Annotated in this window: 10 protein-coding genes and 3 pseudogenes; 6 read left to right on the top strand and 7 right to left on the bottom strand. The window is 50.3% G+C overall.

Annotation, left to right across the window (positions count from 1 at the left end; genetic code table 11):
• Positions 1-255: 255 nt before the first annotated feature.
• Both PVOR_RS24705 and PVOR_RS33110 read left to right on the top strand, forming a co-directional pair.
• Positions 256-840, top strand: coding sequence for a sensor domain-containing protein (locus PVOR_RS24705; protein WP_006212275.1), 585 nt, complete (start codon positions 256-258; stop codon positions 838-840).
• A 65-nt stretch (positions 841-905) separates the two neighbouring features.
• Positions 906-2,734: pseudogene (locus PVOR_RS33110) on the top strand (response regulator).
• 31 nt (positions 2,735-2,765) lie between these two features.
• On the opposite strand, the gene speD reads toward PVOR_RS33110, so the two are convergent.
• The 3 genes from speD to PVOR_RS24685 form a co-directional block, all read right to left on the bottom strand.
• Complete coding sequence (speD, locus tag PVOR_RS24695; RefSeq protein ID WP_006212274.1) at positions 2,766-3,581, bottom strand: adenosylmethionine decarboxylase; 816 nt, start codon at positions 3,579-3,581, stop codon at positions 2,766-2,768.
• A gap of 231 nt (positions 3,582-3,812) precedes the next feature.
• Positions 3,813-4,175 carry a VOC family protein gene (locus PVOR_RS24690; protein ID WP_006212273.1) on the bottom strand — a complete coding sequence of 121 codons (363 nt, stop codon included), beginning with the start codon at positions 4,173-4,175 and terminating at the stop codon, positions 3,813-3,815.
• A 299-nt stretch (positions 4,176-4,474) separates the two neighbouring features.
• The gene (locus tag PVOR_RS24685) at positions 4,475-5,260 is read right to left on the bottom strand and encodes an AraC family transcriptional regulator (RefSeq protein ID WP_006212271.1); all 786 of its coding nucleotides are present in this window, start codon (positions 5,258-5,260) and stop codon (positions 4,475-4,477) included.
• A 196-nt stretch (positions 5,261-5,456) separates the two neighbouring features.
• On the opposite strand from PVOR_RS24685, the pseudogene recQ reads away from it, so the two are divergent.
• The 3 genes and pseudogenes from recQ (at position 5,457) to PVOR_RS24670 (ending at position 9,420) form a co-directional block, all read left to right on the top strand.
• A pseudogene (recQ, locus tag PVOR_RS24680) lies at positions 5,457-7,338 on the top strand (DNA helicase RecQ).
• A 59-nt stretch (positions 7,339-7,397) separates the two neighbouring features.
• Positions 7,398-9,161 carry a B12-binding domain-containing radical SAM protein gene (locus tag PVOR_RS24675; RefSeq protein ID WP_006212270.1) on the top strand — a complete coding sequence of 588 codons (1,764 nt, stop codon included), beginning with the start codon at positions 7,398-7,400 and terminating at the stop codon, positions 9,159-9,161.
• Positions 9,162-9,243: 82 nt separating this feature from the next.
• Complete coding sequence (locus tag PVOR_RS24670; RefSeq protein ID WP_006212269.1) at positions 9,244-9,420, top strand: hypothetical protein; 177 nt, start codon at positions 9,244-9,246, stop codon at positions 9,418-9,420.
• 107 nt (positions 9,421-9,527) lie between these two features.
• Here the strand turns inward: PVOR_RS24670 and PVOR_RS24665 are convergent, their stop codons facing one another.
• From PVOR_RS24665 to PVOR_RS24650, 4 genes and pseudogenes are all read right to left on the bottom strand, one after another.
• Complete coding sequence (locus PVOR_RS24665; RefSeq protein WP_006212267.1) at positions 9,528-10,490, bottom strand: alpha/beta fold hydrolase; 963 nt, start codon at positions 10,488-10,490, stop codon at positions 9,528-9,530.
• A gap of 57 nt (positions 10,491-10,547) precedes the next feature.
• Positions 10,548-11,516, bottom strand: a complete 969-nt coding sequence (locus tag PVOR_RS24660; RefSeq protein ID WP_006212265.1) for a type I phosphomannose isomerase catalytic subunit — start codon at positions 11,514-11,516, stop codon at positions 10,548-10,550.
• Between the two features lie 74 nt (positions 11,517-11,590).
• Positions 11,591-12,181, bottom strand: a complete 591-nt coding sequence (locus PVOR_RS24655) for a class I SAM-dependent methyltransferase (RefSeq protein ID WP_006212264.1) — start codon at positions 12,179-12,181, stop codon at positions 11,591-11,593.
• A pseudogene (locus PVOR_RS24650) lies at positions 12,181-13,135 on the bottom strand (TIGR01212 family radical SAM protein). The gene PVOR_RS24655 and the pseudogene PVOR_RS24650 overlap by 1 nt, the downstream one beginning before the upstream one ends.
• 306 nt (positions 13,136-13,441) lie before the next feature.
• On the opposite strand from PVOR_RS24650, the gene PVOR_RS24645 reads away from it, so the two are divergent.
• Complete coding sequence (locus tag PVOR_RS24645) at positions 13,442-13,624, top strand: hypothetical protein (RefSeq protein WP_006212263.1); 183 nt, start codon at positions 13,442-13,444, stop codon at positions 13,622-13,624.
• Positions 13,625-13,731: the final 107 nt, after the last annotated feature.

Genomic DNA, 13,731 nt, shown 5'->3' with positions numbered 1-13,731 from the left:
ATCATACTCCTTCAGTTATGAGTTTGGATAAGGCTGGTCCGATGGCTCCTTGATCCTGCATTTCATCATCTTGGGGCTTGGACGGCTTGATCTCCCACAGTATGGCAAACGGGTTGTCATATCGGCCAGTAACAAGCTGTCATCTCTTTGATGCAGCAGTGTCATATGACAATTTGACACTGTCCGATATGACAATGGGTGAAGTAGGATACAGGAAATCGAGGTCGCCAAGACCTGAAGGGAGCTCTGATAAGTATGAAGAAATGGCTGAGGGAATATCTGTTGAACTTTTGTTTTTTGATGTTGACTTTTGGAACCGGGGTATTTTATTTTTGCTATTATCTCGTGGGCCTGGTGTTTGGCTTGAGTATGTGTTTTACCATCGTGGGAATACCGATCCTTACGTATCTTCTGCGAACGACCCGGACCTTCATGAATTATGACCGGATCCAGACAAAGTTCTATACGGATATTACGATTGAGCCTGTTATGAAGAGGAAGGCGCACTCTGGGTCTTCCTGGACTCAGGCCAAGGAAGAGCTTGCGAACGTACGAAATTGGAAAGCGGTGTCGATGTTAATGCTGAAGTTTATCGTTGGCATCATTAGTTTATTCTGTGGCGTTATATTTTGTATTGTCCCTGTCTTGTGGATATTGGCACCATGGGCCAGTTCGGTTGTGGATGTGAATTTAGGGAACCTTCGCATGGATACGTTGCCGAAATCCCTGCTTGTGATGGTGGCTGGCATTCTTTTTGCTTACGTCGGGTCGTGGGCAGCTAAGGGGGCAGCCAGACTGACAGGCCGCTACACGCAATGGATGTTCTCCGTTTGGCAGTAGACACATGCTGGGAGCCATGTCATATTAATGAGGTATCGTGAGAGGGAATACAAGGAGTGGTAGCTTTGTTTGACATCGTGAAGCAATGGAAGTGGTACGACTGGGCGATGCTCCTGCTCCGCATGGTGGCCTGCATCTCTCTGATCTTAACGTTCATTGAGCTTCGAGATCAGTTTACTCTGGCGTTATGGGTTGTCGTCTTGTGGGAATTGGCGGCTTTCTCGGTACCATGGCTGTGCCTGCTGTTGAATCATAAAGCATATTGGGTTACGGAAACCGTCATTTCGGGCGGTATCTCTATATATTTGACCTCCATATTTCCGGCAGCCTATCTGTCATTTATTGTACCGGCTTTTCTGATGGCTGCGAATAGCTCGGGCATTGCGTATCGATGGACGGGGCCAGTTACTATAGTGCTGATACCGCTGCTGATCAAGCTGTATGCGCCATCAACGAATTTGATCCTGATGATGGTTCATGTCGCGCTTGCGTTTGCATTTGGATTTGCTTTTCATCTGTTAATGGTCAATCATCGCCAGAATGAAATCATTCGAACGCAAAATACAGTGTTGGAGCAGTATTTGTCTCAGGTTGAGCGGGTCACGCTGCTCGAAGAGCGCGAACGCTTGTCCAAGGAACTGCATGATACGATGGGCCATACGTATACCGCTGTCATTATGGGGCTGGAAAGCCTTCGCTCCACGGCAGCTGACGCAGCTGCGCAACATAAGCTGTCTGATCTGCTGGAATTGACGCGGACAAGTCTGGATGAGATTAGAGGGTATTTGCATGAGTTGGATTCTCCCCAGGAGCAGCTTCCGTTGGTACAGTCACTCCGACAGGCAGCAGAGGAGTTTGGGCGGAACGCCGGGGTTAAGGTTGGGCTCAGAGTACTTGGGGATGAGTATCAGATATCGCGGCAGGCGAAAATGACCTTCTACCGCTGTTTGCAAGAATCTTTGACCAACAGCGTGCGTCACGGCCATGCCACGAGGATGGATGTTCTGCTTCAATTTGAGCTGCAGCAGACTCGGCTTGAGATACAAGATAACGGCAGAGGAACTGCCCGAATCCAGGAAGGATTCGGCTTAAGCGCGATGAGAGAAAGAGCCAGCCGCCTTCAAGGGCAGGTATCGATCCACTCGGATTCCGAAGAAGGCACGGTTGTGACCTGCAGCCTGCCCAGGGCGCTGAAGCCGGCAGACGATGTCATAAAGTCTAATGCTGGTGGATAATGAAACCCTTTGTCAGGGATAGTCTCGGAATGATTCTGGAATCGGAGAGGGATTTCGAGGTGGTTGGGCGTGCAGAACATGGTCTGGATGCCGTGAACATGTGTGAGGAACTCCAACCTCACCTCATTCTGATGGATCTGGAAATGCCCGTGATGGATGGCATTACAGCGACTCAGAGTATCAAACAGCGCTGGCCCTCCATCAAGGTGGTCATCCTGACCACGTTTGAGCAGAAGGGCAAGGCCGTTCAGGCTATGCGAAGCGGGGCTGACGGTTATTTACTGAAGACGATGGAGCCCCGTGAACTTGCCGAACATATCCGAATCGTGATTCGAGGCGGAACGCTGATGGATCCTTCCATTTCCGCGAAGCTGTTCGAAGGGGACGCGAGTGATTTTCTTGAGGAGAAGACGGTCATTGCTCCCCTGGATACTAGTGCTCCGGAGTCATCTCCGCTCAGGGTTTTATATGATCTGACGCCGAGGGAGATGGAGATTCTACAGCATCTCTCCAAAGGCATGCGGTACAAATCGATTGCGATGAAATTATATCTGTCTGATGGCACCGTAAGGAATTACGCTTCAGCCCTGTATGCCAAAATGGGCGTCCGTAACCGGGAAGAAGCCATAGAAGCGGCAAACAAGGCCGGGCTCATATGAGAGCCCAGCCTTGTTTAATATATCCGAATCGTCAATAACTGCGGTCCATGTTCTTACCGTAATAGATCTCATCCATCTCCAGCTTGATACGCTCTGTTATCTCCTGCTGCTCGCCTTCTGCCAGCTTGTCCTTGGTGTAACCGAACAGATAGTTGTCCAGGTCAAACTGCTTCAGCTTGCACTTGGTGTGGAAGATGTTTTCCTTGTAAACATTGACGTCAATCATATCGAACAAATCCTTGGCTTCGTCGGGAATGTAGTTCTGAATGGAACTGATTTCATGGTCGATGAACAGCTTGTGACCGTGAATATCCCGGGTAAATCCACGGATTCTATAGTCTATTGTCATAATATCCGTATCAAACGAGTGGATCAGGTAGTTCAGGGCTTTGAGCGGCGAGATTTCCCCGCAGGTCGACACATCGATATCCGCACGGAAGGTGCTGATGCCTTCGTCCGGATGGAATTCCGGATACGTGTGGACGGTGATATGGCTCTTGTCGAGCTGCAGCACAACGTTGCCCGGCAGTGGTCCCGGCGACTCGTCATAGGATTCCTCCGAAACCTCAACGACAGGCCCTTCGGATACGAGCACCGTAACGCTGGCTCCTTGAGGGATATAGTCCTGCTTAGCAATATTCAGCACATGGGCTCCGATAATTTCGGCCACGTGGCTTAATATGTTGGTAAGCCGATCCGCATTGTACTGCTCGTCAATATACTCAAGATAGGCTTCCCGTTCTTCCCGGGTCTTGGTGTAGCAGACATCGTACATATTAAAACTGAGCGATTTCGTCAGGTTGTTGAACCCATGCAGGGTGACACGTTGTTCCGGTGTAATATCCATATGAATTTCCCCTTGTGTAGTTAGTGTATCAGTTCGAGTACCTATTATTTCCGAAACCGGTAATTCCTAATCTATCGATGCTTCTGACTCCAGAGGTTTGCAACAATATGTTCTTACCCGTATCAGGTTAAACCTTAACAGAGGGTTCTAAGGAAAGCACAGAGTCAAGCATCCGCTGCATAAAAAAAGGACACCCTGCTACACGCAGCGTATCCTTTGGGTTTCGTACGTTTACTCCGTAAACTCAAGCAGTTCTATTACGTTGCCAAACGGGTCCCGAATCGCACTGTACAGACCGGGAGGGCAAGGCTGCGGCGTATCAAAGATCACCTCAACGCCCTGTGATTTGTACTTCGATATGGCAGCGCTCACATCAGCGGTTTCGATTCCGATAATCACCTGCGCCTCATGCGGGTAATCCGTTTTTGTAATGCGGTCGCATTTCTGCAGAACAAGAGAGAGGCCCTCGTTTTCCAAACTGATGATCTCTTCACTGTATGCCTTGGAAATTTGAAATCCCAGAATGTCGCAATAAAATTGCTTGGCTTGATCCATGTTACTTACATTAATCGACAGAACGCATAGATTGGGCATAGTTATTCACTCCTCTAGTTTAATTGGTTTACTCGCAGCATAGAATGCCATCTCCTGATTCGAAGCTCGATTTCAGGCTGGCTAACATGTCTTCCCAGGCATTCACATCCCATTCTCTGGCTTGCAGCCATTCTTGCGAATCCTTCCAGCCTGTATGCTCCAAGGTAACTCGGGTGCTGCTTCGATCCGGGTTTCTTGAATTATGGTCATGTCTTTTGCCTCCATCATCTAACGATCAAGCGTTCAGATCGCTTATTCTATAAATTCAGTATAGAGGGACAGGCTATTCCAAAATTCTTCTACTTTGCGCTGTTGCCCCGATCCTTCTCGAACAATAGCAGAGGCAGGTTGACCACGATCGGAGGGTCATAGGGCAGCGGCTCCCGCAGGGTAATCTTGACCGACAGATCGGTAGTCTCGTCAATATGAACGGGATTATCGAGCTTGCCGCGCAAGGAGTTATTCAGCAGATAGTAATCCCGAGGATTCAGGCTCCAGGGGATGCCGGCAGCCAGCACATAGTACGTGCCGGCTGGAATGCGGGTCAATATACAGGACCGGTTTCTAAGATTGACAGCTGTACCGCTTATAGGCTTCTGGTCGGGAACGGGCCTCGGGAACAGCCCGACATAGATCATGCCGCGGAAATTCTCCGGAGCTACAATCTGGCAATGGATCCGGGGTAAGTCATTGAGTTCTTCCTCAGCCCAACTTAACGGTTTGTTCTCATACTGATTCACATACTGATGCAGGGATCCGGATGTGGACCGGAATCGCTTCGGGGAATGACCGACAAACTGCTTAAAACGGGTATTGAAGGTGCCCGGACTGGATAAACCGATAGTCATCCCGATTTTAACGAGCAGGGAGGGTCTTTTGAGGAGTTCAGTTTTGCCGGATTCGACTCTTAGCGCTGACAGGTATTGCCTGACCGAGATGCCGGTTACGCGCTTGAATACTCTGGAGAAGTGGAAGGAGCTGTATCCTGCGAGATCGGCGAGCTGCTGTGTTGTCATAGGCTCATCGAGATGCTCCTTCATATATTGAATGACTTGCTGTACGGCTCCGGTATGTTCATCATTCACTAGGGATCACCAACTTTGGGTGTTTATATTTTTTGACTATGAACGGAAGGCATTTTGTTTCCATGATTATCAAGTTCTCGTTATCAAATGCAATTTCCTTCTTGGATTCGGTTGCCCATTCACGGAAAGGCCGTTAAACTTAAAGGATGAGCGTTTCCAAAACGGAAAACCAAGGTGAAATAAGGAGTTTTTATCCATGAATGTGGAAACAAATGATAGAGAATCAACCAACATGAATACAGCGCGGGATTATCTGCAGAAATATTACGGTTATCCTGATTTTCGGGATGGTCAGAAGAAAATTGTTGCCAGTCTTCTGGAAGGCCAGGACACGCTGGGAATCATGCCGACCGGTGGAGGCAAATCCATCTGTTATCAGATTCCGGCACTGTTGTATCCCGGTCTGACGTTGGTTGTATCCCCCTTGATCTCTTTAATGAAGGATCAGGTGGATGCACTCATGACGGCGGGCGTTGCGGCTGCTTATATCAACAGCACGCTCAGCGGCAAAGAAGTGAACGAGCGCATACGCGCAGCGAAACGGGGAGACCTGAAGCTGTTGTATGTTGCCCCGGAGCGGCTTGAGCTGGATTGGTTCCGGGAGGAGATGGCAGGACTCGATATTTCGATTGTTGCCGTCGATGAAGCTCACTGCGTATCCCAGTGGGGTCATGACTTCCGGACAAGTTATCTCTCGGTGGCGCCTTTCGTTAAAGGATTGCCTAAGCGGCCGATTGTAGCCGCATTTACGGCAACGGCGACACCTGAGGTTATGGAGGACATGCAGCGTCTGCTTCGTCTGGAGCAGCCGCAAGTATTCGTAACGGGACTTGGGCGGGATAATCTGGAGATGTCGGTTCTGCGCGGTGAGAACAAGCGCGAGTTTGTGCTCGACTACGCGGCTTCGCATACCCACCAGCCGGGCATTATCTATGCTGCAACCCGCAAAAGAGGTGGATGATCTGTCTCAGAGGCTGCAGGCTCAAGGGCTTCTTGCCGGCCGATATCATGCCGGAATGAGTGATTCGGAGCGAGCAGACAGCCAGGAGGCCTTCCTGTATGACGACATCCGGGTCATTGTGGCAACGAATGCATTTGGGATGGGGATCGATAAATCCAATGTTCGGTATGTCATTCATTACAATATGCCGAAAAACATGGAGTCCTACGTTCAGGAGGCTGGCCGTGCAGGGCGGGACGGCGAGCCGAGCCAGTGCATACTGCTGTTCAGCGCCCAGGACATCATGACGCAGAAATTCTTAATTGAACAGAATCCGCAGGAAGGCGAGCGCAAACAGAATGATTACCGGAAGCTGCAGCAGATGATTGATTACTGTTACACGACCCGCTGTCTGCGAAGCGCGATGCTGGATTATTTCGGGGAAGAGCATGAGGACAAGCCTTGCGGCACGTGCAGCTCCTGCACCGATGACCGTGAGCTTGTGGACATCACGGTGGATGCGCAGAAAATCTTCTCCTGCATTCACCGGATGCGTGAACGTTTTGGTGTGTCCATGATCGCCTCCGTGCTGAAGGGATCACGTGCCAAAAAGGTGCTGGAATACGGTTTTGACCGGCTTCCGACCTATGGTGTGATGTCCAATCGGACGGAGAAGGAGATTTCCGAGACCATCAATGTGCTGATTTCGGAAGGGTTTCTGGCGTTGACCGAAGGCCAGTATCCTGTCGTGAAACTTCAAAGCGAGGCGGCAGACGTGTTAAAAGGGCAGCGCGAAGTCATGCAGCGCGTTCCGCGACCTTCAAAAGCAGCAGGCAGCCAGCGAAGCAGCGGCCGTCGCGATTACTCGCCGTCCGCTGTGAATGAAACGGTATTCGAACAGCTTCGCCTGATTCGGCGTGAGCTGGCAAGCAAAGAGCATGTGCCTTCTTACATCATTTTTAATGATGCAACGCTGCGTGAGATGAGTGTGGCCTGCCCGCAGAGTGAGGATGAGATGCTGAATGTCAAAGGGGTCGGGGAAGTGAAATTCCGCAAATATGGCCGCCCGTTCCTGGATTTTTTCCTGAACGGACCGGGCGCATCGCCTGACAGTGACAACCTGTACGACTATGAATAACGAGCTGCCGCAGGTCAGAAGCACGGAATATATTATTTAGAAGGAAAGTGGACACTACCATGAAAGTCATACTAACAACCCTGAATGCCAAGTACATCCATACCTCTTTGGCGATTCGCTGCCTGAAGGCATATAGCGAGAAGGATTTCGATATTGAATTAACGGAGTATACGATCAAGGACCCGGTGATGAATATTGTCTCCGACCTGTTCCAGCGCAAGCCGGATGTGATCGGATTCTCGTGTTACATATGGAATATCGAAGAGACGATTAAAGTGATCGACATCGTGAAGAAGATTATGCCGGAAGTCACGATCATACTGGGCGGACCCGAGGTTTCCTACGATACGGACTACTGGATGAAACGGCTGCATAATGTCGACTTTATCGTGATGGGGGAAGGCGAGGAAACGTTCCACCATCTGCTGCAAACGATAGAAGGCGACCGGAAATTTCATTTTGTGTATGGCGTGGCCTACCGTAAACAGGGCGAAGTGATCGTGAATCCGGGAAGACCCAAAAGCATTCTGGCAGAGCTGCCTTCGCCGCATCGTTTTCCGGAGGATATACCGCATCTCGGGAAGCGGGTCGTATATTTTGAGACCAGCCGGGGGTGCCCTTTCAGCTGTCAGTTCTGCTTGTCGAGCATTGAGGTGGGTGTTCGCTACTACGACATCGAACGGACCAAGAAGGATATTCTCTATCTGATTGAGAACGGTGCGAAGCTGATCAAATTTGTGGACCGGACATTTAACATTAAGCGGGATTATGCGCTTGACATGTTCGAGTTTTTGATTGAGAATCATGGCGGCTGCGTATTCCAGTTTGAGATAACGGCGGATATCATGCGTCCCGAGGTTCTGGATTACTTGGCGAAAAATGCCCCTCCCGGCATTTTTCGATTTGAGATCGGGGTACAGTCTACCAACGATCCAACGAATGAGCTGGTGAAAAGGCGCCAGAATTTTACCAAGCTGTCCCGCACGGTGACCATGATCAAGGACAGCCGCAAGATCGACCAGCATTTGGATTTGATTGCAGGGCTTCCTGAAGAGGACTACGATACCTTCCGCAAAACGTTCAATGATGTATTTGCCCTCGGACCGGAGGAGCTGCAGTTAGGCTTTCTGAAGATGCTTCGGGGAACCGGACTGCGGATTGATGCGGAGAAGTATAATTACACGTATATGGATCATGCTCCATATGAGATTTTAGGCAGTGACGTGCTTCCATTCTCGGATATCGTTCGATTGAAGAGGCTGGAGGACGTGCTTGAGAAGTATTGGAACGCGCACCGAATGGACCATACCGTGAATTATCTGATGAAGCATGAATTTACATCCCCGTTTGATTTCTTCCAGGAGTTCGGCGACTATTGGGAAGGACAGGGCTGGCAGAAAATCGGCCATCAGCTGGAGGATCTGTTTACGCGCTTGACCGCATTTCTTCAGCATCGAAAAACGCGACATATGGAGGTCATTCTGGGTCTTATGAAATTTGATTATTTCCTGGGCCATAAGTACAAGCCGCGTAAAATTTGGTGGGATCATACACAGGATAAAGCCCAGTGGACCGCCCATGTTCGTCATATTGTTGAGAAGCCTGCGGCACTGTCCGGCGATTTCGCCGATCTGGGAATCACCGAGCGCGATCTGCAGAAACATGCGATGATCGAGATGCTGCCTTTTGACCTGAATGATGTCATTCAGGGAGGAACCGGCCTGCCGGCGAGCGGCGGCGAAGGTGAGGCGGCAACGATGCTGCTGGTATTGTACCAGCAGAATGAAACCGGGCAACCGCAGTACTACACGGTGCCTGTGTAACAAGGGCAGCTCCCGCTCGGAATAAAACTTCCCGGGTATCGGTATTCTAATCGCATCAACCTATATGAGGAGGCGATGTTTGGTGAACGGGAATCAGAAGGAGCGAGCGCCGCATTCGCATGATGAACCGACGATTGCGCCCGGGATGGAAACCAACGATGATTTGCGTATAGAGGCAGCAGAAGACGAAGTGGAGCGCGGGGATTATACCGAGGTCACACAATTGATCATTGACCGCACACCGAGCGACGAAGAATAAGCGGCTTGTTTGTTCAACGCTGACAATTAATGATAAACAGAAAAAGGATGCCCAGGTTTACAACCCTGAGGCATCCTTTTCTATGATTGAGACATTAATAAGCATGTTTACATGATCTGTTCCGGCTTCCGGGCCGTATCACCTGATCCAGTTGTATGCCGCTCCAGCCAATCGAGGACATGGGCTGCTACTTCATCTCGATTGATCTCGTGCAGCATCTCATGACGGCCGCCAGGATACAAACGGTACTCCAGATCTTCAATGCCATACTTCTGGTACAGTTCAATCAACCGCCGCACGCCTTTGCCACGTTGTCCGACGGGATCTTCCTCACCCGAGAAGATATAAATCGGTTTATCCTTGAGCAGGCATTCCATCAATTCCGGCTTATGGATTTCGGACAGCAGCTTGAAGAAATCACGGAAGAACTGTGCACTGCACACCTGACCACAGTAGGGATCGTTCACATATTTATCGACTTCCGCTTCATCCCGGGACAACCAATCAAACGGCGTTCGGATGGTGCCGAAGCCTCTGTTGTATGGGCCGAACACGAGGGCGTTCAGCATCACGCTTCGGTGTGTGTTACCCTGGAAGCGCATCTGCAGTGCGGCCAGCTTGAGGCCAAACAGAAGCATTCCCTGGGGACCGTTTGAGCCGGAAAGGATGAAGCCATCGAATGCTTCCCCGTTCGAACACATGATTTTCTGTGTCAAAAAGGACCCCATGCTGTGTCCCATCAAGTAATGAGGAACAGCGGAATGCCGCTTGCGCAGCTCGGAAGCAAGAAGCAATTGATCCTCGATCATTCCTTCAAACCCGTTCTCCCCGGCATCGCCGAGAAACTCAAGCCCGGCCGTTTGTCCATGACCTCGATGATCATTGCAGTACACGGCATAACCATGTCCTGTAAGCAATTCAGCAAGCTCCTCGTACCGTTTGCCGGTTTCGCACATGCCGTGAGCAATTTGCACGACTGCACGGGTGGGAGTATCCGGGTCAGGAAGCCATTGATATACAAAAACATACATGCCCTGCGTATTCAGTATCGTAAACGTGTCGGTCTGCATTTTTGGGCTTTACACCTCCACAAAAACGAATGGATTACAGCATGTTACATAAGCTTATTAAGGAAGATAAGAACGAAGAACCGTCGACTGCCCATCCAGTGTATAGGCGCCCAGATTAGCGGGCAGCAAGAAGCATTGTCCCGATGTATAGCCGATGGAGCCATTATCCCAGCTTAGCGTTCCTTGACCGTCGCATACTACGATGATGGTGAAGCTCTCCGGGGAAGTGGACTGTGCCCAAGCTCCGTTGACAACACCTTTTTCCACTACAAAATACGGAGACTTGGCAAGCTCCAGCCATTCTCCAGGTGCCGTGCCATCCGTGCTCATGGTAGTAGCGCCTGACCCTTCGTAAGCAGTGACATTCAGGGAATCCTCGATGTGCAGCTCACGCGGCTTGCCGTCAAGGCCCGGGCGATTATAATCGAAAATCCGGTACGTGGTATCGGAGTTCTGCTGGATCTCTGCCACAACAACGCCGGCACAAAGTGCATGAACCGTACCAGCAGGTATGTAGAACGTATCTCCGGCTTTTACGGATACTTCCCGAAGCTGCTCCATAACGGTCCCATTTTCCATGGCTTCCTTCAGGGTTTCACGGCTAACCTGATCTTTCAGACCGTAAATGATCTTGGCGTCAGGCTTCGCATCCAGCACATACCACATTTCAGTCTTGCCCAATTCGCCTTTCGGGAGTCCTTCGTAGTCATCGGTCGGGTGGACCTGAACCGAGAGGTTGTCATTACAGTCAAGCAGCTTGATCAGCAATGGAAAACGTCCGTTAACTTCGGAGAATCCTTTGCTTCCGAACCATTCCCGGCCGAATTGCTCCCGAACCTGATCCAGGCCGCGGCCAGCCAGCTCGCCGTTGACAATGCTGGTAGTGCCGTTCGGATGGTCAGCGATCATCCAGCCTTCTCCGATATGTCCTTCCGGAATATCCAGGCCGAATTGCTCGAGGGCGCGGCCTCCCCATACGCGTTCTTTGAATTCAGGTTGAAATAACAGTGGATATGGTTGTGTCATTGTACATCAACTACCTTTCGTCATGTTTGAAATTCTATGGCTGCTTTAACTTTGGGTTGCTTTAAGAACTTATATCATAAGGGCTTCTTGCGTTCCAGTGCAATGAGATATGGTGCATCTGCACGCTGAAGGCCTCGATATAATATCGTTTGCACCGCGTGCTGCGGAAGCCGCTCCGCCCATGCCTGCACAGCGGCTGCTTCGGCGTCGCCGCCTTTGTGGCCCGGATAGAGCACGACCGTGATAATGCCTCCCGGCCGGAGAAGCTCGATTGCGGCTTCCAGAGCCGTTAGCGTGCTGGCGGTTTCCGTCATGATCCGTTTATCCGACGAATCAGCCGGTAGGTAGCCGAGATTGAACATAACCGCGCCAACTTGGCCGTGATCGCGATCCGAAACGCAGCTCTTCATGAGCGCATGGCTCTGCTGATGAAGGGAGATTGCGGGAAGCGAATCCGGCGATTCCTTGGCGAGCCTTTCGCGGGTTAGCTGCAGCGCCTGCTCCTGAATATCAAAAGCATACACCTTGCCTCTTGAGCCTATGCATTTGGCTAGATAGAGCGTATCGGCCCCGGTGCCTGCTGTGGCATCCAGAGCGATGTCTCCTTGCCGGAGCCTCTCAGCCACCAGTTTGTGGGCAAAACTCAACACCGAGAGGAAGCCCATCAGGATTCCCTCCACAATTTGCCCTGCCATGTATTCCGGCGTTTGAGTTCGGCATCAATGCCATTGAGGACCTCCCATTTTTTCAAACTCCACATCGGTCCGATCAACAGATCCCGGGGAGCGTCTCCGGTGAGGCGATGGACAATCATTTCCGGGGGCAGCAGCTCCAGACTGTCCACGATCAGCTTGATGTATTCGTCTTGCTCCAGGAAGCGCAGCAGTCCGGCTTCATACTGCGTTCACCATAGGCGTCTTCCGCATCAGGTGCAGCAGGTGGATCTTAATGCCCTGCACATCCATCTTGGCTACGGCTCTGCACGTTTCCAGCATCATTTCATGGTCTTCTTGCGGGAGACCGTATATGATGTGGGTGCAGACACGAATGTTATGCTTGCGCAGCTTCTCGACGGCCTCCAGGTAACATTCCGTGTCATGGGCACGATTGATGAGCTCAGAGGTTGAATCGTGGATCGTCTGCAGACCCATTTCCACCCACAGATAGGTTCGTTCATTCAGCTCCGCCAAGTATTCCACGACATCGTCAGGCAGACAGTCGGGGCGCGTAGCGATCGACAGGCCGACAACACCTGGCTGCTGCAGTATTACTTCGTAGTATTCCCGAAGTTCTTCAACAGGAGCGTAGGTATTGGTATAGGCTTGGAAATACCCGATATATTTGGCGTTTGGCCACTTCAGGTGCTGTCTGTCCCGGATGGTATTGAACTGGGTAACGAGATCATCCCGCCTGCGTCCTGCAAAATCACCGGAGCCGCGTGCGCTGCAGAAGGTGCATCCGCCCTTGGCTATCGTGCCGTCACGGTTCGGACAAGTAAACCCGGCGTCCAGCATGACTTTGAACACCTTGTTCTGGAATTGGTTGTGCATTTCGTAATTCCAGGTATGAAATCGTTTCTCGCCCCATAGCTCTGGAGCGGGTATAAGTGGCGTATTCATGTGTTCTCCCTTTGTAGCTGTATAGGTTGAATTGAGATGTGCATCTTGAAGCTTCTAAGCATGCCGTTATTTGGCATTTGTTTATCAAACAGATACGTCTATTGTAACAAAAAATCCGGCTTTACGTCATATGCAGGTCTTCCTGCCTAATTAAGACGTTGTTACTTGAACGGACTACATATAATTGGTATATTTAAAGTAGAAAAATAAATATATGATTCAAGCAATTTTGGCATGGGTATATATCGGATAGGATTCATATTTGTGTGACGTCATGGATACAATAATACCGTGAGGTGATTACGAATGAATTCATCAACAGTAAAGCATGATCGTAGTGACAAAATCGCTGTGGAGCTTACCCCGAATGAAGCTTTAGCCCTTACAGGAGTAGAGTTTAACTCCAACCAAGATGTGAAGGCTTCAGCACGTCGCAAGATTCGGGCCGCCTTTGAGAAGACATTTGATTTTAAGGCAGATGAAAGGTAGACTATTCACAGTTTAACCATCGCGGAACCCCAATTCCAAATATAAGAAAAAGGAACCTAAAACCTTTGCGTTAAGCATGGTCAAGACCCCATTTTGTGGACATTGGA

The sequence above is a fragment of the Paenibacillus vortex V453 genome, from assembly GCF_000193415.1.
Lineage (GTDB): Bacteria > Bacillota > Bacilli > Paenibacillales > Paenibacillaceae > Paenibacillus_AQ > Paenibacillus_AQ glucanolyticus.
The sequence above is the reverse complement of the archived record's forward strand: the minus strand, read 5'-3'. Positions and strand labels throughout refer to the sequence as shown.

Bases quoted from the DNA above. Each gene is read 5' to 3' on its own strand.
- PVOR_RS24705 (WP_006212275.1), top strand. From the start codon at position 256: ATGAAGAAATGGCTGAGGGAATATCTGTTGAACTTTTGTTTTTTGATG.
- speD (WP_006212274.1), bottom strand. From the start codon at position 3,581: ATGGATATTACACCGGAACAACGTGTCACCCTGCATGGGTTCAACAAC.
- PVOR_RS24690 (WP_006212273.1), bottom strand. From the start codon at position 4,175: ATGCCCAATCTATGCGTTCTGTCGATTAATGTAAGTAACATGGATCAA.
- PVOR_RS24675 (WP_006212270.1), top strand. From the start codon at position 7,398: ATGAAAGTCATACTAACAACCCTGAATGCCAAGTACATCCATACCTCT.
- PVOR_RS24665 (WP_006212267.1), bottom strand. From the start codon at position 10,490: ATGCAGACCGACACGTTTACGATACTGAATACGCAGGGCATGTATGTT.
- PVOR_RS24660 (WP_006212265.1), bottom strand. From the start codon at position 11,516: ATGACACAACCATATCCACTGTTATTTCAACCTGAATTCAAAGAACGC.
- PVOR_RS24655 (WP_006212264.1), bottom strand. From the start codon at position 12,181: ATGGGCTTCCTCTCGGTGTTGAGTTTTGCCCACAAACTGGTGGCTGAG.
- PVOR_RS24645 (WP_006212263.1), top strand. From the start codon at position 13,442: ATGAATTCATCAACAGTAAAGCATGATCGTAGTGACAAAATCGCTGTG.